This window comes from Kitasatospora sp. RG8, assembly GCF_017813315.1.
Taxonomy (GTDB): domain Bacteria; phylum Actinomycetota; class Actinomycetes; order Streptomycetales; family Streptomycetaceae; genus Kitasatospora.
The window spans coordinates 517452-539967 of sequence record NZ_JAGIYX010000002.1; the positions used below are offsets into that span (position 1 = coordinate 517452).

Consider the following 22516-nt stretch of genomic DNA (forward strand, 5'->3'; position numbering starts at 1 on the left):
GGGGGCGCCGCAGTACGTACCCAAACGGGATCGCGGCCGAACGCCACGTGCGGGTGGATTGTGCGGGTTCGGGACGACAGTTCGGGCGGGCTCGACGGACCTGTTGTTGACGAATTGTCAGCAAGTACTGCGCGATGGATTGACGGTGCATGGACACGGCTCTACAACGTAGTGGGCCGACCGATTCCCCCAACTGTTCGGACGGCCCCGGACGTTCGTCTTCTCGCCCCCCCTCGCCGAGAAAGAGGCTCCCCATGCGCACTCGCACCTGTCTGGCACTGGCCGCGGTCGCCGCGACGCTGGCCGTCGGCGCCGCCCCCGCATCCGCGTCCCCCGGCGGCACGGTGGCCGCCGGGGCGGTGCTGACCACCGGCGGGGCCGGCGGCACCCCGGTCGCGGTCGGCGACGTACTCGCCGCGCCGCTGGCCGCCAACACGCGCGCCACGTTCTACTCGACCGCCGCCGGATCGACCGGGGTGACGTGCGGCGTCTCGCAGCTCACCGCGCAGGTGCTCGACAACCCCGCCGCGCCCGGGACGGCGACGGAGTCACTGACCGGGCACACCTTCAGCTCGTGCACCAGCAACGTCACCGGCGTCACCTCGGTGCGGAGCCTCACCGTCGGCAACCTCCCCTACACCGTCTCCGTCGGCGACTCCGCCGGCAACCCGGTCGCCGTCACCTCCGGGACGGCCGGACCGATCCAGGCCACGGCCGTGCTGAACTCGTGGTTCGGCACGCTCACCTGCAGCTACCAGCTCAGCGGCGCCTTCACGGGCAGCGCCGACAACGCCGCCCACAGCCTGGTCTTCCGCAACGAGCACTTCGTCAAGAGCGGCGGATCGGTCCTGTGCCCCGCCGACGGCTACTTCTCGGCCACCTACGGGCCCGTCGCCGACACCAGCCGGGCGGGCAGCCCCGCGGTCGACGTCAACTGACCGACCCGGCAGACCCGGTCGGGTACCGAGCCCGGCAACGAGCCCGGTACCCGGCCCGGTCGGTCGGGCGCGCACACCGGCAGGCGGGACCGCTCCGCGGGGACCGGGCGGGCGGCTCCGTGGCGGTGGGGCCGTGGAGTGGCGGGCGCGGTGCCGGCCCCGGTCTAGCCGGTCCGGGTGACAGTTCGGGCGCGTACGCCTTCGGCCCGCCGGGCGGGGCGGAATGCTGTGCCCGGCCGGGGCTCAGGGTGTGGCGGGCGATGTGGATCACCGTGGGGGCCGACGGCCGCCGGCGGTGGCCGGTGCGCCGCTCCCCGCGGACGGGTGCCGCCGGGGCTGGGGGAGACTGGGGCTCCGACGGGGCGGCGGGGCCGGAGCGGGCCCGCCGACCATGAACAGGGGAGACCACCATGGCCACCGAACGGATCGCGCCGCCGCTGACCGGGGGCGAGCGGGAGATGCTGCGCGCCTTCCTGGACTACCACCGGGCGACGCTGGCGATGAAGTGCGACGGGCTGACCGACGACGAGCTGCGGCGGCAGTCGAGCCCGCCGTCCACGCTCTCCCTGCTGGGGCTGGTCCGCCACATGGCCGAGGTCGAGCGGACGTGGTTCCGCCGGGTGATCAACAAGGAGGACATCGCGTTCGTCTGGTCCCCGGAGCGCGACTTCCAGGCGGCCTACGACGCGCGCGACGCCGACCGGGCGGAGGCGTTCGCGGCCTGGGAGGAGGAGGTCGGGCACGCCCGCCGGATCGAGCGGGAGGCGGAGTCGCTGGACGTGACGGGCTACATGCCGAAGTGGGAGGCCGACGTGTCGCTGCGCCTGGTGATGCTGCACCTGATCCACGAGTACGCCCGGCACAACGGGCACGCCGACTTCCTGCGCGAGTCGATCGACGGCGAGGTGGGGGCGTAGGGGCGGGGGAGAGACCGGGGGCCCCGCCGGTTCACCGCCCGGTGGGCCGCCCCGCCCGCCAGAGGTCGGCGCCGACCAGGGCGGCCAGCTCGCGCACGGCCGCGCGGGTGCGGAGGCCGAGCCGGCCGGGGTCGAACTCGGCGCCCGCCGCCAGGTGCTCGTCGAACGGCAGCTCGACCACGCCCCGGCAGCGGGCGCCGAAGTACGCCCGCAGCTCGGCGGATTCGACCGGCCGGGCCGTCCCGCGAACCGCCGAGATCGCGGTGACCGAACGGGCGGCCAGCTCCCCGTAGCCGTGCGCGTGCAGCCAGTCGAGGGTCGCTGCCGCGCTGCCCGCACTGTCCACGCCCGGGGTCGTGGCGAGGACCAACTGGTCGGCCAGGCCGAGGACCCCGCGCATCGGGTCGTCCAGCAGGCCGGTGCCGGAGTCGGTGAGGGTGATGGGGAACCGCTGCGCCAGCAGGTCCAGGGCGGAGACGTAGCCGGCGTCGGAGAGCGCCCCCGGTCGGTCGGGCCCGGCGAGCACCGTCAGTCCGCTCGGCGTCGGCGAGACGTACCGGTCGAGGTCGGCGGGGTGCCGGGCAGTTGCCAGGTCGGCGATCCCGGCCTCCGTGCGCCGCCGGATCCGGCGGCCCAGCGAGCCGCTGTGCGACCCCGCGTCGACCGCCGCGACCGGCTCGCCGCGCTCGGCGGCCAGCATCGCGCCCAGGGTGAGCACCAGCGAGGTCTTGCCGGCGCCGCCCTTGGCACCCACCACGGCCACCCGGCAACTCCCCTGCAGCGGGGACCTGATGAGTCGCAGATGCTCGCGGCACCGGCGTTCGCCGGAGCGCAGGCGGTCCAGCGTGCTGCGCCGCCGCCCGGGAGCGGAGGCCGGCATGCGGGCGGCTGCCGGTGCGGGGGCGGGGCTGGCAGTCCTCATGCTCTCTCCTTCGGACGCGGTCTGCGGCGCACTCTCCACCCTGCTCTACGGCGCGTTGGCGCGGGTCAGTTCAGTGTCGGGGCGTTCGGCCGGTGCCCGACCGGGCACGACCGTGCTCTCGGGGCGAGGGCGGGAGGGGGTGGCAGGCCGTGGTTCGACGGCGCCGGGTCACACCGCCCCGGCGGAGGAGGGGAGTTCGACGCCCGGGGTGAGGTGGAACCGTTCGGGGCGGGTGACCAGGCGCCGTTCGGCCGGCGCCAGCAGGTCGCGCCGCTCCAGCCAACCGTTCAGTCTGGCCAGGGCGTTGTGGTTGCGCTCGGCCGGGTCGGCGCCCGCGAGGCCGACGGACTCGCGCAGCAGGACCCGGGCCGGACGGCCGGACGGGTCGGCCTCCGCCACCCCGATGACGATGAACGTCGTGCCCGGGGTGAACACCGCCTGCGGCTCGTCGTCGGCGTTGCCGAACGCGGTGGTGCGGCGGCCGGTGGCCGACCAAATGACGAACTCGACGGACACGCCCGGAAGTTCGGCCGCCGGTGCGGTCAGGCCGGCGACCGGGGCGGGTTCCATGAGCTCCCGCCCGACCGGATAGTGGTCCACCACCCCGGCCGGATCGAGTCCGGGATCGGCGGCGAGCAGGACGGCGCCGTGGTGGCTCGGGAGGCGGCGCAGGCCGGAGCCGAGGCAGCGGAGGAAGGCGGCCGGCGGTGCGGGCGCTCCGGCCCGGGCCGCCGCGGTCAACTCGGCCCGGCCGAGCGGGACTCCGGTGTCGCCGTGGTACAGCAGGACGGCGGCGAGGTCGGGCCTGGTGTCGTCCTTCGCGGTGGACCGCAGGGCGGGCAGCCGGGTGGCGGCCTGGTCCACCCGGCCGGTGCACCGCTGGTAGTGCTCGCCGAGCAGGGCCCGGACGGTTTCACGGTCGGCGGCGCTGCTGACGGCGACGGGGGCGGCGAACTCCTCCGGGCGGTAGAGGCGGGCCGGTGGGGGAACCGGCTGGGGAGTCGGTGGGGGAGTCGGGCGGGGAGCCGATTCGGGGCGGGGTGCGGGGGCGTGTTCGCGCGGGGCTTCGGCGGTCGGGTCCGGAGCAGTCGCCGGCGGCGGGGTCGGTTCCTCCGGTTCCTCCGGCCCCTCAGGCTCCTCAGGTTCCTCCGGTGCGGACGGCTGCGCAGGGCTGCTGCTGGCGGTAACGCTGGTGGTGGTGGCGGTAACGCTGGTGCTGCTGGTGGCGACGGCGGTCGGGGCGGGCGGGGCCGGCAGGGGAGCCGGCTCGGGAAGCGGTGCGGGATCGGTGGTGGCCGGGGAAGCGGGCAGGGCCAAGCGCCCGGGGCCGGGGTCGACCCCGGGAGCCGGGGCGGGGACGGCGGCGGGGGCGGCGGGGGCGACAGCGCCGGGAGTGCTCAGGACGGCGTGAGGCGCACCGGTCGGTGCCACTTCGGTCGGTGCCACTTCGGTCGGTGCCACTCGGGTCGGCGCCACTCGGGTCGGCGCCGTACCGGTCGTTGCCGCCCCGGGCAGGGCCCCGTACGAGACCGGCACCACGCCCGGCGGCCCGGCCACGGCCGGGTCGGGCCCGAGCCACTCCAGGCCGTGCATCCGGGCGACGAAACGCCCGACGCGTTCGGCGGACGGCTCCAGCAGTCCGTGGACGAGCAGGCCGAACCCCTCGGCGCCGGCGGTCGGCAGACGGTCGAGCAGCGCGCCGAGCTCCTCGAAGACGTCCGGCTCCACCGGGCGGTCCCGCTCGCCGATGATGAGCAGCGGGCGGGCCGGTTCGGGGCGGCGGAAGCGCGGGGTGAGCACGTGCGGCGGCTCCGGGCGGAGCCAGAGGCCCGCAGGGACGGCCTCCAGCGCCCAGTACGGGAAGGCCGCGAAGACGGCCGGTCCGTCGGTCCGCCAGTCGGCTCCGCCGTTGCGCCACGCGGCCGGGGTGGTGCCCTGGCCGGGGGCCGTGGCGAGCCGCAGGAGGTACGGCTCCCAGCGGGCCTGCCCCTGTGCGTCCAGGACGCGGGACGTGGGACCGCCCTCGCCGAGCACCGGGAGGCCGATCGCGGCATGCACCGGCCGGGCCAGCCGGGTGGCCAACGCGCCGGTGAGCGAGGTGAGTTCGTCCGGTGCGGCCCAGGGGGCACTGACCAGCGGCCGGGCGGCGTCGAGGGGCAGGGCGACCGCGGCGTCGGCGAACTCCTCGGGGAGGAGGAGCGGCGCGGCGGGGGTGCCGACCAGCAGGACGACGGTGCCGGGCGGTGCGGCGGCCAGCCCGAGGCCGGGCAACGGGCCGGCGGGCGGGGCCGCCGGGTGGGTGAGCCAGAACCCGGCGGGCAGGCGCAGCACCTGGGCGGTGGGGCTCCCGGACGTTCGGGCCGCCGGGGCAGTTCGGGCGGCCGGAGGTGTGGAGGTTCGGGCGGCCGGAGGCGTCGCGGTTCGGGCGACGGCGTGGGTGGTGGCCCGGGGCTCGGCCGTGGTGGCGCCGGGCGTTCCGGCCAGCCGCTGCGGTGCTGCGCCCGGGACGCAGTGCCACCAGGAGGTCGGCTCGGGGGCGCCGTCGGGGGTCGTGAGCGCGAGGCCGCCGTCCGGGGTGATCCTCACCAGCCCGTCGGGGGCGACCACCGGCACGCCCGCCTGCTCGGCGACCAGCTCGGCGGGCCGGCGGCCGTTGGGCGCGAGCGCGGCCAGCCCGGACGCGGCGACGACGAGCGTGCCGGCCCCGCGGGCACGGGCGACCACGCCGAGGTCGGCCATCCGGTCGCGCAGCACGACCGCCGCGTCGGGGGCGGCGGCGACCACGATCAGGCTCCCCGGCAGCGGCGGTAGCGAGCCGACCGCCGCCGACAGCTCCTCGTCGTCGGCCGAGGCCGGGGCGATGACGAAGTGCGCTCCGACGAGCCGGAGTTCGGCGCCACACGGGACGGCGGACGGGTGCGCGGGCGCCGACAGCACCGGCTGGGAGAGTTGCGGATCCCCCGGCCGCCAGCGACGCCCGAACAGCCGACGCGGCGCCAGGGCGGCGGGGACGGCGGGGCCGGGCGGTCTGGGAGGGACGCTCATCGTCCTGGTAAACGGCCCGGACCCGGTCGGGGGTTCACCTCGTCCGCGTGAGCATGTGAACCGTACGGATCGTGCGGGCGTGCGGGCGCGCGGGCGTACAGATCGTGCGGGCGTCCCGGGAGATGGGCCGTGCGGCCGTGCGGGCGTGCGGACCGCGTGGGGACGGGGACCGTGCGGGTCCGGCGGCGCTGTCGGTGGCACCTGCGATGATCCGTTTCATGAGCGAACCGAGCCCCTCCTCCGTGACCTGGCGGACCGGCCTGCCTGCCACCGTCGAGCTGGTGCGGACCCTGCACGACCTCGACTGGGGCGCCTGGAGCCGGCCCGACGTCGACCGCATGATGGCGGAGCACGCGGACTGGAAGATCCGGCGGATCTTCCCGGACGGCGTGGTGCTCGGCATGGAGCCCCGTGAACTCTTCGAGCCTCTCGGCCCCGAGCTGTACTTCCAGACCGTCGTGCCCAAGCAGCCCCGCTACCGGATCGCCCGGCTGTGGCTGCTCGACTTCACGCCCGGGGGCGACGAGGAGGAGCGCCGGGCGGAGCTGAAGCGGCTCTCCGAGGCGCTGGCGGCCGTCGGCACGCCGACGCCGGTGCCCACGGCGGCCGACGGCTTCGGCCTGCGCTGGCAGTCCGCCGACCGCACCCTGCTGCTCCAGACCAATGACCGCCGTGCCTGGCTGGCCGTCCACCCCGTGACCGTCGCCGCCGAGCACATCAGCCCCGAACTCCCGGCCGTGATAGCCGCGTTCGCCCCACTACTGCACGATGCGCCGGGCGGCGTCTGCGAGCACGACACGGTGGCCCGCATCGCCGCCGACGTCCCCGGCTGGACGGCCGACGTCACGGAGGCCCGCACGGAGATCCGCACGGCCGACCCCGCCTGCACACCCGTCCTCCTCGGCGCGGGCCAACCGGCCGGCCGCTACAACCGGCTGGTCCTGCACCGCTTCGACGAGGCGCCCGCGCTGGAGCACCGGCGGGACGTGTTCGGCGCCGTCTACCGCGCCGTCTGCGGCGTCCTCGGCGAGCCGACCCTCCACGGCGGCGGTCCCGACGGCCCGGACGCGCGCTGGCGCGAGGCCGGCGAGTCCGCCGTGCGGCTGCTGCGCCTGCGTGCCGACCGCCGGAGCGTCTGGTTGGAAACCGCCCCCGCGGAGGAGGTCGAGGAGGAGGAGTACGGCACCTTCGCCCACGGCGGCCCCAGCGGCGGCGCGGACGGCCGGAGCGACTTCCACCTGCTGCCGTACAGCTGGCAGCTGCACGTGAGCGGTCCCGGTGACCTCGCCGACCGTCTCCCCGGCGGCCGCCTCGCCGGTACCCTGCCGCACCTGCGCGAGGGCCTGGAGCTGTTGCTGGCCGCGTGGATCGAGCAGCTTCCCGTCCAGTGCCCTGGGGAGAAGGCCACCTTCTCCCTCGCCGACCGCCGGATCAGCGGCGGGCTCTCCTTCGCCTACGACCAGGACAAGGGTGTCCTGCTCCGCGTCGGCTCGCGCCCCGGCGACCCGGAAGCCGTCGCGGCGGCGATGACGGCGGACGGCTGGCAGCCGTCCGGCAAGCGGTGGAAGGCCGAGTTCAAGACCCCGACGCAGCAGACCGCCGCCGAGGTGGCCGCCCTGATCACCACCGAACTCGCCGCCCGCGGAATCACCGACCCCCAGGACGGCCTGACGGCCCGACGCGTCGTAATCGGCCCCGCCTACGGCTTCCTCCGCGTGACGGGCCTGGGCGTCTAGGGCCTGGGGCTCTTGGGGCCTGGGTGGCGGAGGCCTTGGTGTCTGGGGCCCGTTCGGAACGCCGCCTTCCACGCCTTTGCCTGCGACCGCCGCAACGGTGACGCCAGAGCACCGGGCGCGGACCGGGTCCTCGAACCCGCACTGCGGCACCTGGCCTCCGACCCCGACCCGGGGGTCCGGGCGACGGCCGCCGAGCTGGTCGGCAGGTTCTCCCGCACCGACGCCCGGGCCGTCGCAGCCTTGCAGACGTCCCACGCCCAGGACCCGAACCCGGTGGTCCGGAAGAAGGCGGGACGGTTCATCCCCGGAGGACCCTTCCACGAACGAACCGGCCCACGCGCGCTCGGGTGACTCGGGCGACAGCACGGTCCTCGCCCCTGGTTTTCGGCTTGACCCTCCGGGCGGTCGGATGATCGGGTCAGGGCATGGAAACCAGCACGACGGGCGATCCACTGCCGGCAGAAGCCGTTCTCCTCCTTGAGGCTCTCCTCAAGGAGGACCAGCCGGTCAACCGGGCCCTGCTCACGCAGATCCCACACCTGCGCGTCATCGGCCGCTGCCCGTGTTCCTGCGCCAGCATCGACTTCGGCCTGGACAGGGCAGCGGTGCCGTCCGCGCCCGTGACCGGCAATCCCGTTGCCGACGGGACGGTGCTCGACGCCGACGGAGAGCCGGTCGGCGGAGCGATGGTCTTCGCCTACGACGGCTACCTGTCCAACCTGGAGGTCTACGGCTGGGGCGATGACCAGATCACCCGGCTCCCGTCCCCGGACCGGATCTGCTGACTCCTCGAAGAAGTGGGCCCCGGGCCTACCGGAGCCGGGGAGGGCCTCACATGTGATCGGCCGGACAGGGACAGGGTTCGGGCGTGCACCCGGATGGGGTGCCCGGTGCCCCGCGGCCACCGATCGGAAGGCGGGCTGCGGAACCGGTGAACCGTGCGGGTGCTCCCGTCCGTAGTACCGGGTGGCGGCAACGCCACCGGCGCCTGACCCCCCGTGCGGGCGCCGGTTCAGCCGTCCGGGAGTACGGTCCGCCCGCCGGGGTGGCCCGCCCGCCGGGTGGTCCGGCTCCCGGTCCCCCCGGCTCCCGCGCCCCGGCGGGAGCCGGGATCGGGTGCTCCGACGGCCGTCCTTGTGGGAGGACGGTCGCCGGAGCACCCGGCCTCGCGCGGTGCGACGCCCCGGGCGCGCACCTGCCGCCCCGCCACTTCGGGCGGGAACGCCGCGCAGCCTCCGGCGCGAGGCCCCGCCGCCCGGGGCGAGGAGTCGGCCGCCCGGCGCGACGCGTCGTCATCGCGGCGGCGATCGACGGCTCGGCCACCTTCGGCGACGGCGGCGCGGTGGAGATCGCGCCGGCCGGCGACACCCGGGCCCGCCCGATCGTCCAGGCCACGTTGGACGCCGCCACCACCGAACGGACCCTGCTGCTCGCCGAGATCTACCGCCGCGGCGGCTCCTGGAGGTTCCGTGCGGTCGGGCAGGGCTTCGACCACGGGCTCGACGAGCTGGCCCGCGGCTACGGGGTGGACGTCGAGGGCTGAGCGGCCCGGGGCGGCGGCGGTACCCGCCGGGGTGCCGCCGTCACCCCGCTGCCGCCCCGCCGGGGTGCTGCTGCCGTCCGGCCGGCCGGGCCCGGGGCGGCGGCGGACGACGTCACCACCCCAGCAGGAACACCCTCCGGGACAACCCGGCCAGCACGGCCTCCGCCGCCGCCTCCGGTGCGACGGGTGCGGCGTCCATCGTGTGCCGGTCCGGCACGCCGCCCGGCTCGCCCGGCTCGGCGGAAGCGCCCGCCGGCCGCAGCACCACGTAGTGCAGCGCCGCCCCGGTGGTGCGGCTCTCGCGGCGGAACGCGTCCAGCGCCGTCGGCGCGACCGCGGCCTCCACCACCACCTGGTACCCGCCGGTGGCGAACGCGAAGGCCGCCTGCGCGGTGGCCGCCAGAGCCGTCGTGTTCTGCCGCTGCGCCTCCGGCAGGTGCGCCGGGACGTACCCCTGGCGGACCGCCCGCTGGAAGTCGTCCGCCCGCAGGTGCACGCTCGGGTGGAGGGCGTCCGCCAGCAGGGGCGCGACCGTGCCGCTCCCGGCCCCGGCCGGGTCGGCGAGCACGACCACGCCGCCGGCGCCCCGCCGGCCCCCGATCTCCGGCCCGCCTACGGTCGTTCGGTTCACGGCTGCTGATCCCTTCGCGGGCCGGGGACGGACGGGGTGCCGGAGCGGGTCTGACCCGGGTACGGACAGCCGAGCGCCTCGCCCCAACGACTGACTGCTGTCGGAGATCAACCTAGTCCACGGTGGTACCCCGAGTCCTCCCCCCTACCGATCCGTGGACCCCTCCCGCACCGGGGTGTGCGGCCGCAGGACGATCGGGTTGGTCAGCGCCGCCATCGGGCCCCACGGCAGGTCGGGGCCCATGGAGTTGCCCCGGCCGGGGGTGCCGTCGGCCTTCGGGTGGCGGACCTCGGCCCGGACGAACGCGGCGAGCGAGGCCGTCGTCCGCCAGACGACGGTTCCCGCACCGTCGGCGGGCAGCGACTCCTGGTGCAGCTGGCCCTCGTCGGTCAGGAAGCGGACCGTCCCGCCGGGCACGCCGGAGACGGCGAGACGGACGTCCACCGGGGCGTCCGCGGGGACGGTGAGCTGTTCGCCGATGCCCGCCTGCCGGCCGTGCCCGGTGGCGGTGAACTCCAGGTGGACGGCGGCCGATTCGGCGAGCCAGCTGCGTCCGGCCCGGATTCCGTAGAGGACGGCGTCACGGGTGAGGTCCTCGGCCCGGACGACGGTGTGCGGGGAGCCGATGACCTGCGGGGCACTGTGGGCGTCGCTGTTGCCGACGGCCGGTAGCCAGGAGCGTCCTTCCCGCAGGGCGACGGCGAGCCCCGCGTCCCAGGTGTCGACCGCCGACTCGTCGTCGTAGGTCCAGGGCCCGTTCCACACCTCCACCGCGTCGGCGTCCTGGTAGCCGAACTTCCACTGGCAGGCGACGTACGGGCAGTACGGGTGGGCGGGCACCACCAGGCCGCCCTGGCTGCGGACCTGTCGGGCGAAGCGCGGGAAGGCCTCGTCGCGGGAACGGTAGCGCCAGTCGACGAACCGGCCCGGCCGCAGGCCGAGCGCGAGCCAGTGGCCGTTGCGGGTGGTCACCTCCTCGCCGAGCACGATCAGCAGGTCCGGCCCGGCCAGCGGGCCCCAAACGCCGTGCGAGGAGGTGGTGTTGTGGTCCGTGGAGACGATGAAGTCCAGCCCGGCGGCCCGCGCGCCCGCGGCGACCTCGGCCGGCAGCCGGCGACCGTCGGAGTGCACGGTGTGCAGGTGGCAGTCGCCCCGGTACCAGGAGCGCCCGCGGCCCCGCGCCCGCTCGGGCGGGTAGGAGGGGGTGAACTCGGGCCCCTGCGCGCCGAACCGGAGCGTGACGGTGACCCGGTAGTCGAGCCCCTGCGGCGCCACCTGGTACGGGCCGAGGACGACGTGCCACCTCCCCGGGCGGATCGGGCCGGGGAGGTAGCCGGGCGTCGCCCCGTCGCGGGCGACGGTGAACTCGGTGCGGAACCCGCCCGACCAGCCGCGGAATCCGCGCCCGCCGAGGTCGGTGCCACGTTCGTCGAAGAGGCCGATGTCACAGGAGTTGCCGGGTGTGCCGGCGGGGACGGACGGCTTGTCGTAGCCGTACGCGACGGCGATCTCCCGTACGCCGTCCGGCACGTCGAACGGCAGGTACACGAAGTCGGGCGCACCGGTGGGGAGATGGCCGGTGAGGGTGACCGTCCGGTCGGGCACGGCGTCCGCCGCCTGCGCCGGTCCGGCGGTGGCCGCGAGGCCGAGCGCGGTGACCGCGCCGGTGGCCAGACCGGTCCGGAGCAGGTCACGGCGGTCGAGCGCGGGGGCGGGCCGGTCGGACGGGGGGCCCTGGTCGTCGGGCTGTCGGCCGTCCGGCCGCCGGCCGGGCTGCGGGTCGTCACGGTCGGTCATCGGGGCCTCCGGTCTCGGGCAGCGGCGGCGGGCGGACTCCCGGCCGGCTCGCCCGCCTCCCTACCCGCGCCGGTGAACCCCCGGTGAGCCGGGCCCCACCGGCGCACGGCGGGTCAGTGAAGGAGCCCGGGGACACCCGGCACGTCCACCGGCACGGCCAGCACCTGCCCGGTCCGCGCGTCCGCCGGCGGCGGCCACTCGGCGGCGGTCAGGTAGAGCGTGCGGCCGTCCGGACCGCCGAGCGCGCACGAGAAGCACCCGCGGTCCAGCGAGACCCGTTGCACCACCTCCCCGCCCTCGCGCACCCGGACGCAGCAGCGGCCCGGGACGTCCGCGAACCAGAGCGCGCCCTCCGCGTCGAGGCTGATCCCGTCCGGCGCCGAACCCTCCACCGCCGCCCAGACCCGCCGGTCGGTCAGGCCCCCGTCGGCCGCGATGGTGAACGCGGTGAGCCGGCCCGCGTACGACTCGGCGACGATCAGGGTCGAGCCGTCCGGGGTGACCGCCATCCCGTTGGGGAAGGCGAGGTCGCCCGCCACCTGCCGGACGGCCCCGTCCGGGGTGACCACCGCGACCAGTCCGGGCCCCGGAGCCTCGCCGCCCATCAGGTCGAAGCCGATGCAGTTGACGTACGCGTTGCCGCGCCCGTCCACGGCCACCTCGTTCCACGGCCGGTCGCAGACCGCCCGCAGGTCCGCGTACGGGCCGAGCGTGCCGTCGGCCTCGCGGCGCAGCAGCCGCCGGTCGCCGCCGGCCACGACGAGCAGGCGGCCGTCGGGCTCCGGCAGCCAGTCGATGCAGAACGGGAACGACGGGACGCGGGCGGTCACGGTGGCGGTGCCGTCGGGGCTGACGGTGAGTAGCTCCTGGGCGCCCCAGTCGCAGACCCAGAGCCGGCCGTCGTGCCAGCGGGGTGACTCGCCGAGGGCGAGGCCGGTGAGGAGGGGGGAGGGGGTGGCGGGCATCGGGACTCCCTGCGCGGATGGCCGGACGGCGGGGGACGGCGGGGGACGGCGGGGGACGGCGGGGGACGGCGGGGGACGGCTGGGGACGGCGGGGGACGGCTGGGGACGAGACGGGCCGGGGCAGCCGGGGTGCGGTTGCGGCGGGTGACGATCGATCGGTTCATAGAAACAGATGATCGGAATGTCGGATGTATGTGGAGGTGGGCATGTCGCTGAGTCGGCGGACACTGCTGATCGCAGCGGCCGGCAGCGCACTGGCGGGGTGTCAGCCGGCCGCCGAGCCCGCCGGACGGGTGACGGCGGCGGCCCCGGTGGCCGGCCCGCTGCCGCCCACCGCTCCTGAACCCGAGCCGTCCACGGGCCCGGAGGCCGCCGCTGGTCCCGCCGCTGCTCCCGCCACCGCGTCCGGGGCGCCGGCCACCTCCGCGACGCCGGTCGACCGGGCCGACGTGACGGCCAGGTACGCGGGCGTCGAGCCCTCCGAATGGGGCCTGGACGTGACCGGGGTGCTCACCTCCCTGCCGGCCGGGGAGCAGGCCACCGCCCTCACCTTCGACGCCTGCGGCGGCCCCGGCGGCTCCGGTTACGACGCCGACCTCATCGAGTTCCTGCGTGCTCACGAGGTGCCCGCCACGCTGTTCCTGAACGCGCGCTGGATCGACGCCAACCCGGCGGAGTTCGAGAGCCTCGCGGGCGACCCCCTGTTCGAGATCGCCAACCACGGGACGCTCCACCGCCCGCTCTCCGTCACGGGCCGCTCCGCCTACGGCATCGCCGGCACCGGCGACGCCGGCGAGGCGTACGACGAGGTCGCCGGGAACCTCGCGAAGCTCACCGCCCTGCTCGGCCGGCCGCCCCGTTTCTTCCGTTCCGGCACCGCCCACTACGACGACGTGGCCACCCGGATCGCCGCCGACCTCGGCCAACGCGTCGCCGGGTTCACGGTCAACGCCGACGCCGGCGCCACCTTCAGCTCCGCCCAGGTTCGCGAGGAGGTGGCCGCCACCCCGCCGGGCGCCGTCGTCATCGCCCACCTGAACCACCCGGGCGGCGGCACCGCCCCCGGCTTCGCGGCCGCCCTCCCGCCCCTCCTCGCCGCCGGCCGCCGCTTCACCCGCCTCTCGGACGTGCTGGGCTGAACCGTCGGCCTGCCGTCCGGCCCGGCCGCCGGCGGGGCCGGTCGGGGATGGGCCGGGTGAGCCGGTCCGGTCCGGGGTGAGCCGGGGTGGGCCGCCCTACGGGTGTACGTCCACGACGAGGGTGCGGTCGGGCCCGCCCGCCGTTTCGGCCACGGCCCCTTGCGAGGCCGCTGCGCAGCACGGTCGCAGCTCGCAGATGGCGTGGCCGCCAGAACGGCCCCGGGACGGCACCGTCGGGCGGCCCGTGCGGACCGGCCGACGGCGCGCGGCCCGTGCGCACCGGCCAGTGGCGCGCGGCCGGAGGTCAGCGCAGGCGCAGGCCGCCGGGGAGCTCGTCCTCGACGATGTCGGCCAGCCAGTCGAAGACGGTCGGGCCGCGTCCGGCGCGGGCCTCGGCGAGGCGGGCGGCCACCCGCTCACGGTGGGTGGGGTGGCAGCGGGCGAGCATCAGCTCCAGTTGGCGGGCGGTCTCGGGGTGGCCCAGGTTGCGCCGCGAGGTCTCGTGGTCCTGCCACTCGATGACGTAGTCGCCGTCCTCGGGGGTGCCGAAGCCGCCGCGGAGGCAGTCGGCGAAGGCGTCGAGGTTGCGGCCGAAGTAGCCGCCGCAGCCGATGGAGCGGCCGGCCTCGGCCCAGAAGTCCTCCAGGGTGCCGATCCGGGTGCCGTCGAGGACGTAGGTGACGGTCACGGCAGGACGGTGATGGCCGTGGCGAGGAGGCCGTCGCGCACGGTCCAGCGCCCGTCGAAGGAACCGAGGCGCCGGCCGTCGACGACCGGTCCGGGGACGAGGAGTTCGGCGTGGAAGGTGCCGTCGGGGCGGAAGGTGAGGTCGGCCTCGCTGAATTCGAGGAAGAGCCGGGTGAGGGGGAACCAGGTCTTGTAGACGGATTCCTTGGCGCTGAAGAGGAGGCGGTCCCAGGGGGTGTCGGGGTGCTCGGCGAGCAGCTCGGCGGTGCGCTTCTGCTCGTCGGGGAGGGCGATGGCCTCGAAGACGCCCTCGGGGAGGGGGAGCGCGGGCTCGGCGTCGATGCCCAGGGAGACGACGTCGCCGGCGTGGGCGACGGCGGCGCCGCGGAAGCCGGCGCAGTGCGTGAGGCTGCCGACCACACCGTCGGGCCAGCCGGGCGCGCCGCGCAGGCCGGGGACGAGGGGGACGTACGGGACGCCGAGGCGGCCGAGGGCGAGGCGGGCGCAGTGGCGGACGGTGGTGAACTCGCGGCGGCGGGAGCCGACGGCGCGGGCGATGACGGCCTCCTCGGCCGGTTCGAGCCGGGCCTGCGGCGGGTCGTCGTACGCGACCTCCGCCACGACGGATCCGGGCAGCAGTTCGCCGATCACAGGTCCCCCCTGAGTGTGTGCCGTGCGGACGGGACGAGCCTAACCCGGTCGGCCCCCGCGGTGGGGGCCGACCGGGGGCCCGCTCGGCTACTCGAAGGCGGCCGCCGCCGCGCGGAGGGCCCGGGCGACCGTCTCGGGGTCGTACGGGGCGGGCTCGCCGGGCAGGTAGGTGACGGCGCGCAGGGCCCCGGTGTAGCGGAACGAGCGGTGGCGCTCGTAGACCGGCCAGGAGACCGGGGACTTGCGGTCGACGCCGACGCTGATGCCCTGGAACGGGGCCATGCCGATCAGCTGGTGGACCGGGCCGAGCCGGCCGCCCTCGACGCCGTCGACCAGCAGGCGGAACTCCCACTTGAGGCCGGCCACGGCCGCGGCCTCCAGGGTGATCCGGCGGGCGCCGGGTGCCACCGGGCCGCCGTCGGCCTCGACCAGCTCGCCGTACTGGTTGTAGGCGAGGCGGAGCCGGCCGTCCTCGACGTAGAGGCTGTAGCCGCCGCCCTGGTCGCCGTGCGAGACGAGGACGCCCTGGTCGTCCGCTCCGTGGTGGTCCAGCTCGACCTCGACGGTGAAGGAGCGGAAGGAGATCAGGCGGGAGGAGCGGTACCGCTCCAGCTCGGGCGTGCCGGCCAGCAGGGTGACGGGACGGCGCAGCCGTTCGGCCTCCGGGCCGCGCAGGGCGAGGGCGCCGCTGCCGTCGGCCAGCGGGAAGACGCCGTCGCGCCAGGCGGCGGCCTCCCAGGCGGCGGCCAGTTCCTTGACCAGTCCGGGGTGTTCGGCGGCGACGTCGTGGATCTCGGTGGGGTCGGTGCGCAGGTCGTGGAGGGCCCACTCGTCGTCGTCGTAGGGCGCGCCGGGGCGGTGCAGGGTGACGAGCTTCCAGCCGTCCCGGTAGTAGCTGCGGTTGCCGGTCATCTCGCAGTACTGCTCGGGGTGGGTGGAGGGGGCCTGCGGCGCGCGCAGGACGGGGGCGAAGCTGATGCCGTCGAGCGACTGCACGGGCTGCCCGCCGCGCTCCGACGGCCGCTCGACGCCGGCCAGTTCGAGCAGGGTGGGCAGGATGTCGGTGACGTACTGGTACTGCGGGCGGACGCCGGTGTCGCCCTCGGTGCGCGGCAGCCCGGCCGGCCAGGAGAGGACGAAGGGCACCCGGACGCCGCCCGCGTAGGTCTGGCCCTTGTAGAAGCGGAACGGCGTGTTGGAGGCCATGCCCCAGCCGCGCGGGTAGTGGACCAGGCTCTGCGGGCCGCCGATGAGCTCGATCTCCCGCTCGACGTCGGGGTTCCAGTCCTCGGGCAGGCCCGGGTGGTGGACGAAGCGGCTGAAGTAGCTGCGGGTGCCCTCGGCGCCGCCCTCGCCGGTGCCGCCGTTGTCGGAGGTGAACACGATGACGGTGTTGTCGAGTTCGCCGAGCGCGGCGAGGGTGTCGGTGAGCCGGCCGAGGTTCTGGTCGACGTTGTCGACCATCGCCGCGTACACCTCCATGTACCGGGCGTACAACTTCTTCTGGACGGCGCTGAGTTCGTCCCACGGGCCGACGTCGTAGCCGGCCTCGCCGTTGCGCTCGGGCAGCTCGGTACCGGGCGGGAAGTGGCCGGCGGCGAGCTGGCGGGCGAAGCGGGCCTCGCGCAGCTCGTCCCAGCCCCCGTCGTAGCGGCCCTTGTGCCGGGCCAGGTCGGCCGGCTTGGCCTGGAGCGGGCCGTGCACGGCGTTGTGCGCGAGGTAGAGGAAGAACGGCTTCTCCGCGTCGTGCGCGCGCAGCGACTTGACCATGGCGATGGCCTGATCGGTGATGTCGTCGGTGTAGTAGTAGCCCTCGGGGAACTCGTCGATGTCCAGGGGGCTGTTGTCGCGCACGAGTTGGTGCGGGTGGAAGAGGCTGGTGAGGCCTTCCAGTACGCCGTAGTACTGGTCGAAGCCCTTCTGGAGCGGCCAGTTGGCGCGGCTGTCGGCGGCGTTGGAGGCGGAGTCGCGGGTGAGGTGCCACTTGCCGACGGCGTAGGTGGCGTAGCCCTGGTCGTGCAGGAGCTCGGCGAGGGTCGGGATGTCGCCGGCCACCTCCATGCCGTAGCCGGGGAAGCCCGGGTCGGCGTTGGCCACGAAGGAGTAGCCGACCCGGTGCGGGTTGAGGCCGGTGAGCAGGGCCGCGCGAGCGGGTGAGCAGAGCGGCATGGTGTGGTAGTTGGCCAGCCGGACCCCGTTCGCGGCGAGCCGGTCGAGGGTGGGCGTGGGGATCTCGGAGCCGAACGGGCCGATGTCGCTGTAGCCCATGTCGTCGATCAGCACGACGACGATGTTGGGCGCCCCCTCGCGCGGGCGGACGCGTTCGGGCCAGGCGGGCGTGGAGGCGCCGAAGGTGCGGCCGACGGTGCCGGTGAAGCCGGCGTACGGGTCGCGCCGGTGCGGGTCGGCCGGCCGGGGGTCGGTGGTGCTGGTCATGCGTGGCTCCGGGTGGTGAGGCGGGTGGCGGACTCCAGGCGCGGTACGGCGGCGAGGAGTTCGGCGGTGTACGGGTCCTCGGGTGCGGTGACGACGCGGTCGGCCGGGCCGGTCTCGACGATCCGGCCGCGGTGCATCACCGCGATGCGGTGGCTGACCTGGCGGACCACCGCGAGGTCGTGGGCGATGAAGAGGACGGCCAGGCCGAGTTCGCGTTGCAGCCGGGCGAGCAGCTCGATCACCTGGGCCTGGACGGAGACGTCCAGTGCGGAGACCGGCTCGTCGCAGATCAGCACGCTCGGCTCGGGGGCCAGGGCCCGTGCGATGCCGATGCGTTGGCGCTGGCCGCCGGAGAAGGAGCGCGGCTGCCGGCCGGCCGCGTCCGGCTCCAGGCCGACCTGCCGGAGGAGTTCGGCGACGCGCCGGTCCCGGGCCGCGCGGTCGCCCAGGCCGTGGGCGATCAGCGGTTCGGCGATGATCTGGCCGGCGGTCATCCGCGGGTTGAGCGAGGCGTACGGGTCCTGGAAGACCATCTGCACCTCGCGGCGGGCCGCGCGCTCCCCGCCGCGCCCGAACTCCCGTCCGCGGAACCGGATCGAGCCCGCCGAGGGGGCGTGCACCTGGACCAGGGCGCGTGCCAGGGTGGACTTGCCCGACCCGGACTCGCCGACCAGCCCGAGCGTCTCGCCCGGGTGGAGCACCAGGTCGACGCCGTCCAGCGCGGTGACCGCCCGCCGGCGCGGACCGTACGTCTTGCCCAACCCGGTGACGGTGAGCAGCGGTTCGGCTCCGGGGGTGCTGTTGGCAGCCGCCTCGGACGGCGCGTCCAGCCGCGGCACGGCCGCCAGCAGCTGCTTGGTGTAGGGGTGCCGGGGCGCGGCCAGGACGTCGTCGGTCCCGCCGCGCTCGACCACCCGGCCGTCGCGCAGCACCAGGATCCGGCGGCAGGTCTGCGCGATCACGCCGAGGTCGTGGCTGATCACCACCAGCGCGGTGCCGGTCTCCCGGTTGATCCGGGCGAGCAGTCGGAGGATCTGCTGCTGAACGGTCGGGTCGAGGGCGGTGGTGGGTTCGTCGGCGACCAGCACCTCGGCCCGGTTGGCCAGTGCGAGCGCGATCATGATGCGTTGGCGCTGGCCGCCGGAGAACTGGTGCGGGTGGTCGCGCAGCCGGGCGGTGGCGTCGGGGATGCCGACCAGGCCGAGGAGTTCGGCGGACCGGGCGGCCCGTTCGGCCTTGCCCGCGGTGCCGTGTGCGCGCAGTGCCTCGTCGAGCTGCCTGCCGATGGTGAGCACCGGGTTGAGCGAGGACATCGGGTCCTGGAAGATCATGGCGATCCGTCGGCCGCGCAGCGCGCGCAGGCCCGCTTCGGGCAGCGTGGCGAGGTCCTGCCCGTCGAGCTCGACGGTGCCGCCGGTGATCCGCCCGCCGGGCGGCAGCATCCGCAGCAGCGCCAGCGCGGTGGTGGACTTGCCGGAGCCGGACTCGCCGACCAGGCCGAGGGTGTCCCCGGCGGCCAGCTCGAAGCCGACCCCGTCGACGGCCGTGGTGCCGTCGAACTCGACGGTGAGGTCGGTCACGCGCAGGACCGGGCGGCTCATCGGCGGATCCCCTTGTTCAGGGCCTCGGCGATCAGGGTGAAGCCGAGGACGAGGGCGGTGGTGGCGGCCAGCGGGGCCGCCGCGAAGGCCGGGTGGCTGGAGAGGTAGGCGACGGACTGGCTGAGGATGGAGCCGAGGGTGGGCTCGGGCGGGCGGACGCCGAGCCCCAGGAAGCTCATCGCGCCCTCGATGAAGACGCCGATGGAGAGCGCGACGGCGGTCTGCACGATCAGCGGGTCGGCCGCGTTGGGGACGACGTGGCGCAGCAGCACCCGCAACCGGGAGGCGCCGCCGACCCGGGCGGCGAGTGCGTACTCGCGCTCCCGCTGGACCAGGATGCCGGCCCGCAACTGCCGTCCGAAGCCGGGGATTTCGGCGAGGGCGATGACGATGAGCACCGGCCAGCGGCCCGGGCCGAGGACGGCGGTGACGGCGAGCGCCAGGATGAGACCGGGGAAGGCGAGCAGCAGGTCGAAGAGCCGCTGGACGGTGAGGTCGGCCCAGCGGGAGGAGGCGGCGAGCAGGGCGAAGGAGCAGCCGAGCAGGGCGCCGGCCGGGACGGCGCCGAAGGTGATCGCCAGGTCGGTGCCGATGCCGTGCAGTACCCGGCTGAACAGGTCGCGGCCCATGTCGTCGGTACCGAAGGGGTGTTCGGCACTGGGGCCGGCCAGGGCGAGGGCGCTCTGGGCGTTCGGGTCGAGGTCGGTGAGCAGCGGCGCGAACAGTGCGGCGAGCGCGGTCACACCGACCAGGGTGAGGCCGGTGAGGCCGCGGACGGTGAGCAGGCCGGCCAGGTAGCGGTTGCGGCGCCGGGCGGCGGCCTGCGGCGGGCCGGCGGCCGGGGTGGTCGGGGTGGTTGGGGTGGTTGGGGTGGTTGGGGTGGCCATCGGGTTACTCCCACCGGATCCGGGGGTCCAGCCACGCGTACACCAGGTCGGTGAACAGCTGGACGGCGACGTAGACGGCGACGATCAGCAGCAGGAGGTCCTGCACGACGGGGTAGTCGCGGCGGATCACGCCCTGTTCGATCAGCTGGCCGAGCCCGGGCCAGGCGAAGATCCGCTCCACCAGGACGGCTCCGGCGATGAGTTGTCCGACCTGGAGGCCGAGCACGGTGATCGCGGGCGGCAGCGCGTTGGGCAGCGCGTGCTGCCAGACGATCCGCCGGCGGGAGACGCCGAGCGCGGTGGCGGTGCGGACGTAGTCCTCCGCGAGGGCGCGTTCCATGCCGTCCTTGAGGTAGCGGGCGAGGACGGCGGCGCTCGGCAGGGCCAGGCAGAGGGCCGGCATCAGGAGGTACTGGACGGCGAGGTCCGGCTGGTCGAGCAGCGATTCGTGGCCGCCGGCCGGCAGCAGGCCGAGGGTGACCGCGAAGAGCAGCACCAGCAGGACGCCGGTGACGAACGGGGGCACGGCCAGGACGGCCGTGGTGAACGTCTGGACGGCGGTGGCGACCGGCCGGCGCCGGGTGGTGGCGCCGAGTACGCCCAGCGGCAGCGCGATCACGATCACCAGGAACAGGGCGCCGAGGGTGAGTTGGACGGTGGCGCCGAGGCCGTTGCCGATCAGGTCGGCGACCTGCCCGCCGATCGCGTAGCTGGGCCCGAGGTCCCTGGTGACGAGGTGGCCGAGCCAGGCGGCGTACTGGGAGAGCAGCGGCTGGTCGAGGCCGAGCCGGGAGCGGATGGCGGCGACGGCCTCCGGACCGGCGTCGGGGCCGGCCAGCGAGGTGGCCGGGTCGCCGGGGATCAGCCGGAGGACGAGGAAGACGAGGAAGGAGGCGAGGGCGAGGACGAGCAGTCCGGAGGGCAGCCGCTTGAGGAGGAAGGTGCGCATCGGTCAGGCCGTCAGGTAGGAGTCGTCGAGGTTGAGGTAGCCGAACTTGTTGAGGTCGACACCGCGGACCTTGCTGCCGGCGACCTCGACCAGGCCGGCGATGGCGAGGTCGATCACGAACTCCTCGTCCAGCAGCACGTCGGTGATCTGCTGGTAGAGCGCCCTGGCCTCGGGACTGTCGCTGTCCGGCCGGTTCCAGGCCTTCTGGACGACGTCGGTGTAGGCGGGGGAGCTGAAGTGCGAGCTGTTCCTGGCCTCGTTGAACGGGTAGGCGCTCACCGCGAGGGTGGCGGGGTGGAGTTGGGCGAAGCCGTGGCTCAGCGTCCAGAGGGCGGGCATGGTCTGGGAGATGAGCTGCTTCTGCATGGTGGGCGAGTCGGTCGGCTGGAGCACCGTCTCGATGCCGACCTGCTTGAGGTCGTACTGGAGGATCTGCGCGATCGCGGTGGCGCCGGGCTCGTTGGAGTGCGCGAACGGCAGGGTGAGCGTGGTGAGGCCGGCGTCCTTGAGCAGGGCCCGGGCCTTGTCCGGATCGTGGCTGTAGCGGCCGGCGCCGGCCTCGCTGTAAGCGGGCGAGGACTTGGGCCAGGGGACGGAGGAGACGGTGCCGTAGCCGCCGAGCGCCTGCTGCACCAGCCGGTCGCGGTCCACGGCCCAGGCGATGGCCTGCCGGACGCGCTTGTCGCTCACGTGCTCGGCGGTGAGGTTGGCACCGATGTAGTAGGCGCCGGAGCCGGTGTCGTACTGCTTGATCCGGAACTGCGGGTCGCTCTTGAGGGCCGCCACGTCCTTGCCGCGGACGCTGTAGGAGAGGTGGGTCTGGCCGGTCTTGAGGGAGGAGAGCAGCGACTCGGCCTGCGGGACGATCCGGATCTCCACCCCGTCCAGGTAGGGGCGGCCGGCGTTCCAGTACTTCTCGTTGCGGGCGAAGGTGATCGAGCTGCCGGGCTTGCGCTCGGTGAGGGTGAACGGCCCGGTGCCGACCAGCCTGGTGCCGGCGACGGCGTCCTCGACGGTGGCCGAGTCCGGGATGATCATGAACTCGAAGAGGTCGAAGAGGTTGCTGACCGGATGGGCGAGGACGAGGGTCAGCTCGAAGTCGCCGTTCTTGCGGAAGTCGGTGACGGTGGCGGCCGTCGAACGGAGCTGGGCCGAACGGGCGGGGTTCTGCAGGTTCTTGACCGCGAAGACCACGTCGTCGGCGGTGAACCTGCGGCCGCTGTGGAAGAGCACGTCCTCGCGCAGCTTGAGGGTGATGCCGGTGCCGTCGGCGGCGAGCTGCCAGGAGGTGGCGAGCTCGGGCTGGGGCTGGAGCCTGTCGTCGTATCTGGTCAGGGTGTTGAAGACCAGGCGCTGGACGAGGGTGTTGGCGCTCTGGGCGAAGAGCAGGCTCGGCGTGAAGTCGACGCCGGTGCCCACCGTGAGGACGCCGCCCCGGCGCGGGCCCGCCGATCCGCTCGCGGCGGAGGAGGCGGTGTCCGCGGCCGAGCGGCAGGCCGCCAGCGTCAGCAGGCCGGCTCCGGCGAGGCCCCCGCGCAGCAGGGCGCGGCGGGAGAGGCCGGGGGCGGAGGGTGTGGTGAACGCGGTCATGGCGGTCCTTCGGAGGGTGGCGGGTGCGGTCGGGCGGAGGTCGGGGCGGGCAGGTGTTTTGGCGGGGGGCGGGTGTTCTCGG

General features: G+C 75.2%; 18 protein-coding genes and 1 pseudogene. 7 read left to right on the forward strand and 12 right to left on the reverse strand.

Annotated features, from left to right (window positions below; translation table 11 throughout):
- Positions 1–254 precede the first annotated feature (254 nt).
- A complete protein-coding gene (locus J5Y04_RS05135; RefSeq protein ID WP_209410554.1) occupies positions 255–938 on the forward strand; it encodes a Tat pathway signal sequence domain protein in 684 nt (227 codons plus the stop codon).
- Positions 939–1348: 410 nt separating this feature from the next.
- Positions 1349–1855, forward strand: a complete 507-nt coding sequence (locus J5Y04_RS05140; protein ID WP_209410555.1) for a DinB family protein — start codon at positions 1349–1351, stop codon at positions 1853–1855.
- Positions 1856–1886: 31 nt separating this feature from the next.
- Here the strand turns inward: J5Y04_RS05140 and J5Y04_RS05145 are convergent, their stop codons facing one another.
- Together J5Y04_RS05145 and J5Y04_RS05150 are read right to left on the reverse strand one after the other, a co-directional pair.
- The gene (locus tag J5Y04_RS05145) at positions 1887–2777 is read right to left on the reverse strand and encodes a MinD/ParA family protein (RefSeq protein ID WP_209410556.1); all 891 of its coding nucleotides are present in this window, start codon (positions 2775–2777) and stop codon (positions 1887–1889) included.
- A 168-nt stretch (positions 2778–2945) separates the two neighbouring features.
- Positions 2946–5822 carry a hypothetical protein gene (locus tag J5Y04_RS05150; RefSeq protein WP_209410557.1) on the reverse strand — a complete coding sequence of 959 codons (2877 nt, stop codon included), beginning with the start codon at positions 5820–5822 and terminating at the stop codon, positions 2946–2948.
- A 218-nt stretch (positions 5823–6040) separates the two neighbouring features.
- Here J5Y04_RS05150 and J5Y04_RS05155 point away from each other — a divergent pair, with 218 nt between their 5' ends.
- The 4 genes and pseudogenes from J5Y04_RS05155 to J5Y04_RS41380 form a co-directional block, all read left to right on the forward strand.
- Positions 6041–7558: a hypothetical protein gene (locus tag J5Y04_RS05155; protein ID WP_209410558.1), complete on the forward strand. Its 1518-nt coding sequence runs from the start codon at positions 6041–6043 to the stop codon at positions 7556–7558.
- Between the two features lie 12 nt (positions 7559–7570).
- Positions 7571–7909: a HEAT repeat domain-containing protein gene (locus J5Y04_RS05160; protein WP_245204243.1), complete on the forward strand. Its 339-nt coding sequence runs from the start codon at positions 7571–7573 to the stop codon at positions 7907–7909.
- A 74-nt stretch (positions 7910–7983) separates the two neighbouring features.
- A complete protein-coding gene (locus J5Y04_RS05165; protein WP_209410559.1) occupies positions 7984–8343 on the forward strand; it encodes a hypothetical protein in 360 nt (119 codons plus the stop codon).
- A gap of 497 nt (positions 8344–8840) precedes the next feature.
- Positions 8841–9101, forward strand: a pseudogene (locus tag J5Y04_RS41380) (TerD family protein); the annotation flags it as partial.
- Positions 9102–9213: 112 nt separating this feature from the next.
- Here J5Y04_RS41380 and J5Y04_RS05175 read toward each other — a convergent pair.
- From J5Y04_RS05175 to J5Y04_RS05185, 3 genes are all read right to left on the reverse strand, one after another.
- Positions 9214–9732, reverse strand: coding sequence for an ATP-binding protein (locus J5Y04_RS05175; RefSeq protein ID WP_209410561.1), 519 nt, complete (start codon positions 9730–9732; stop codon positions 9214–9216).
- Between the two features lie 144 nt (positions 9733–9876).
- Positions 9877–11529: a CehA/McbA family metallohydrolase gene (locus J5Y04_RS05180; protein WP_209410562.1), complete on the reverse strand. Its 1653-nt coding sequence runs from the start codon at positions 11527–11529 to the stop codon at positions 9877–9879.
- A 113-nt stretch (positions 11530–11642) separates the two neighbouring features.
- Positions 11643–12494, reverse strand: a complete 852-nt coding sequence (locus J5Y04_RS05185; protein WP_209410563.1) for an SMP-30/gluconolactonase/LRE family protein — start codon at positions 12492–12494, stop codon at positions 11643–11645.
- A 206-nt stretch (positions 12495–12700) separates the two neighbouring features.
- On the opposite strand from J5Y04_RS05185, the gene J5Y04_RS05190 reads away from it, so the two are divergent.
- Positions 12701–13633, forward strand: a complete 933-nt coding sequence (locus J5Y04_RS05190) for a polysaccharide deacetylase family protein (RefSeq protein WP_245204244.1) — start codon at positions 12701–12703, stop codon at positions 13631–13633.
- A gap of 304 nt (positions 13634–13937) precedes the next feature.
- On the opposite strand, the gene J5Y04_RS05195 is transcribed toward J5Y04_RS05190, so the two are convergent.
- The 7 genes from J5Y04_RS05195 to J5Y04_RS05225 all read right to left on the reverse strand — a co-directional run bounded on the left by J5Y04_RS05195 (position 13938) and on the right by J5Y04_RS05225 (position 22434).
- Positions 13938–14321: a barstar family protein gene (locus tag J5Y04_RS05195; protein WP_209410564.1), complete on the reverse strand. Its 384-nt coding sequence runs from the start codon at positions 14319–14321 to the stop codon at positions 13938–13940.
- Positions 14318–14971 carry a 4'-phosphopantetheinyl transferase superfamily protein gene (locus tag J5Y04_RS05200; protein WP_209410565.1) on the reverse strand — a complete coding sequence of 218 codons (654 nt, stop codon included), beginning with the start codon at positions 14969–14971 and terminating at the stop codon, positions 14318–14320. The genes J5Y04_RS05195 and J5Y04_RS05200 overlap by 4 nt, the downstream gene beginning before the upstream one ends.
- Before the next feature lie 87 nt (positions 14972–15058).
- Positions 15059–17407 (reverse strand): arylsulfatase, encoded by a 2349-nt coding sequence (locus J5Y04_RS05205; RefSeq protein WP_209410566.1) that lies wholly within the window; start codon positions 17405–17407, stop codon positions 15059–15061.
- On the reverse strand, positions 17404–19008 hold the full coding sequence (locus J5Y04_RS05210; RefSeq protein WP_209410567.1) for an ABC transporter ATP-binding protein: 1605 nt from the start codon (positions 19006–19008) through the stop codon (positions 17404–17406). The genes J5Y04_RS05205 and J5Y04_RS05210 overlap by 4 nt, the downstream gene beginning before the upstream one ends.
- Positions 19005–19895: an ABC transporter permease gene (locus J5Y04_RS05215; RefSeq protein WP_209410568.1), complete on the reverse strand. Its 891-nt coding sequence runs from the start codon at positions 19893–19895 to the stop codon at positions 19005–19007. Before J5Y04_RS05215 ends, J5Y04_RS05210 begins: the two co-directional genes overlap by 4 nt.
- Before the next feature lie 4 nt (positions 19896–19899).
- Positions 19900–20844, reverse strand: coding sequence for an ABC transporter permease (locus tag J5Y04_RS05220; RefSeq protein WP_209410569.1), 945 nt, complete (start codon positions 20842–20844; stop codon positions 19900–19902).
- Between the two features lie 3 nt (positions 20845–20847).
- Positions 20848–22434, reverse strand: coding sequence for an ABC transporter substrate-binding protein (locus tag J5Y04_RS05225; RefSeq protein ID WP_209410570.1), 1587 nt, complete (start codon positions 22432–22434; stop codon positions 20848–20850).
- Positions 22435–22516: the final 82 nt, after the last annotated feature.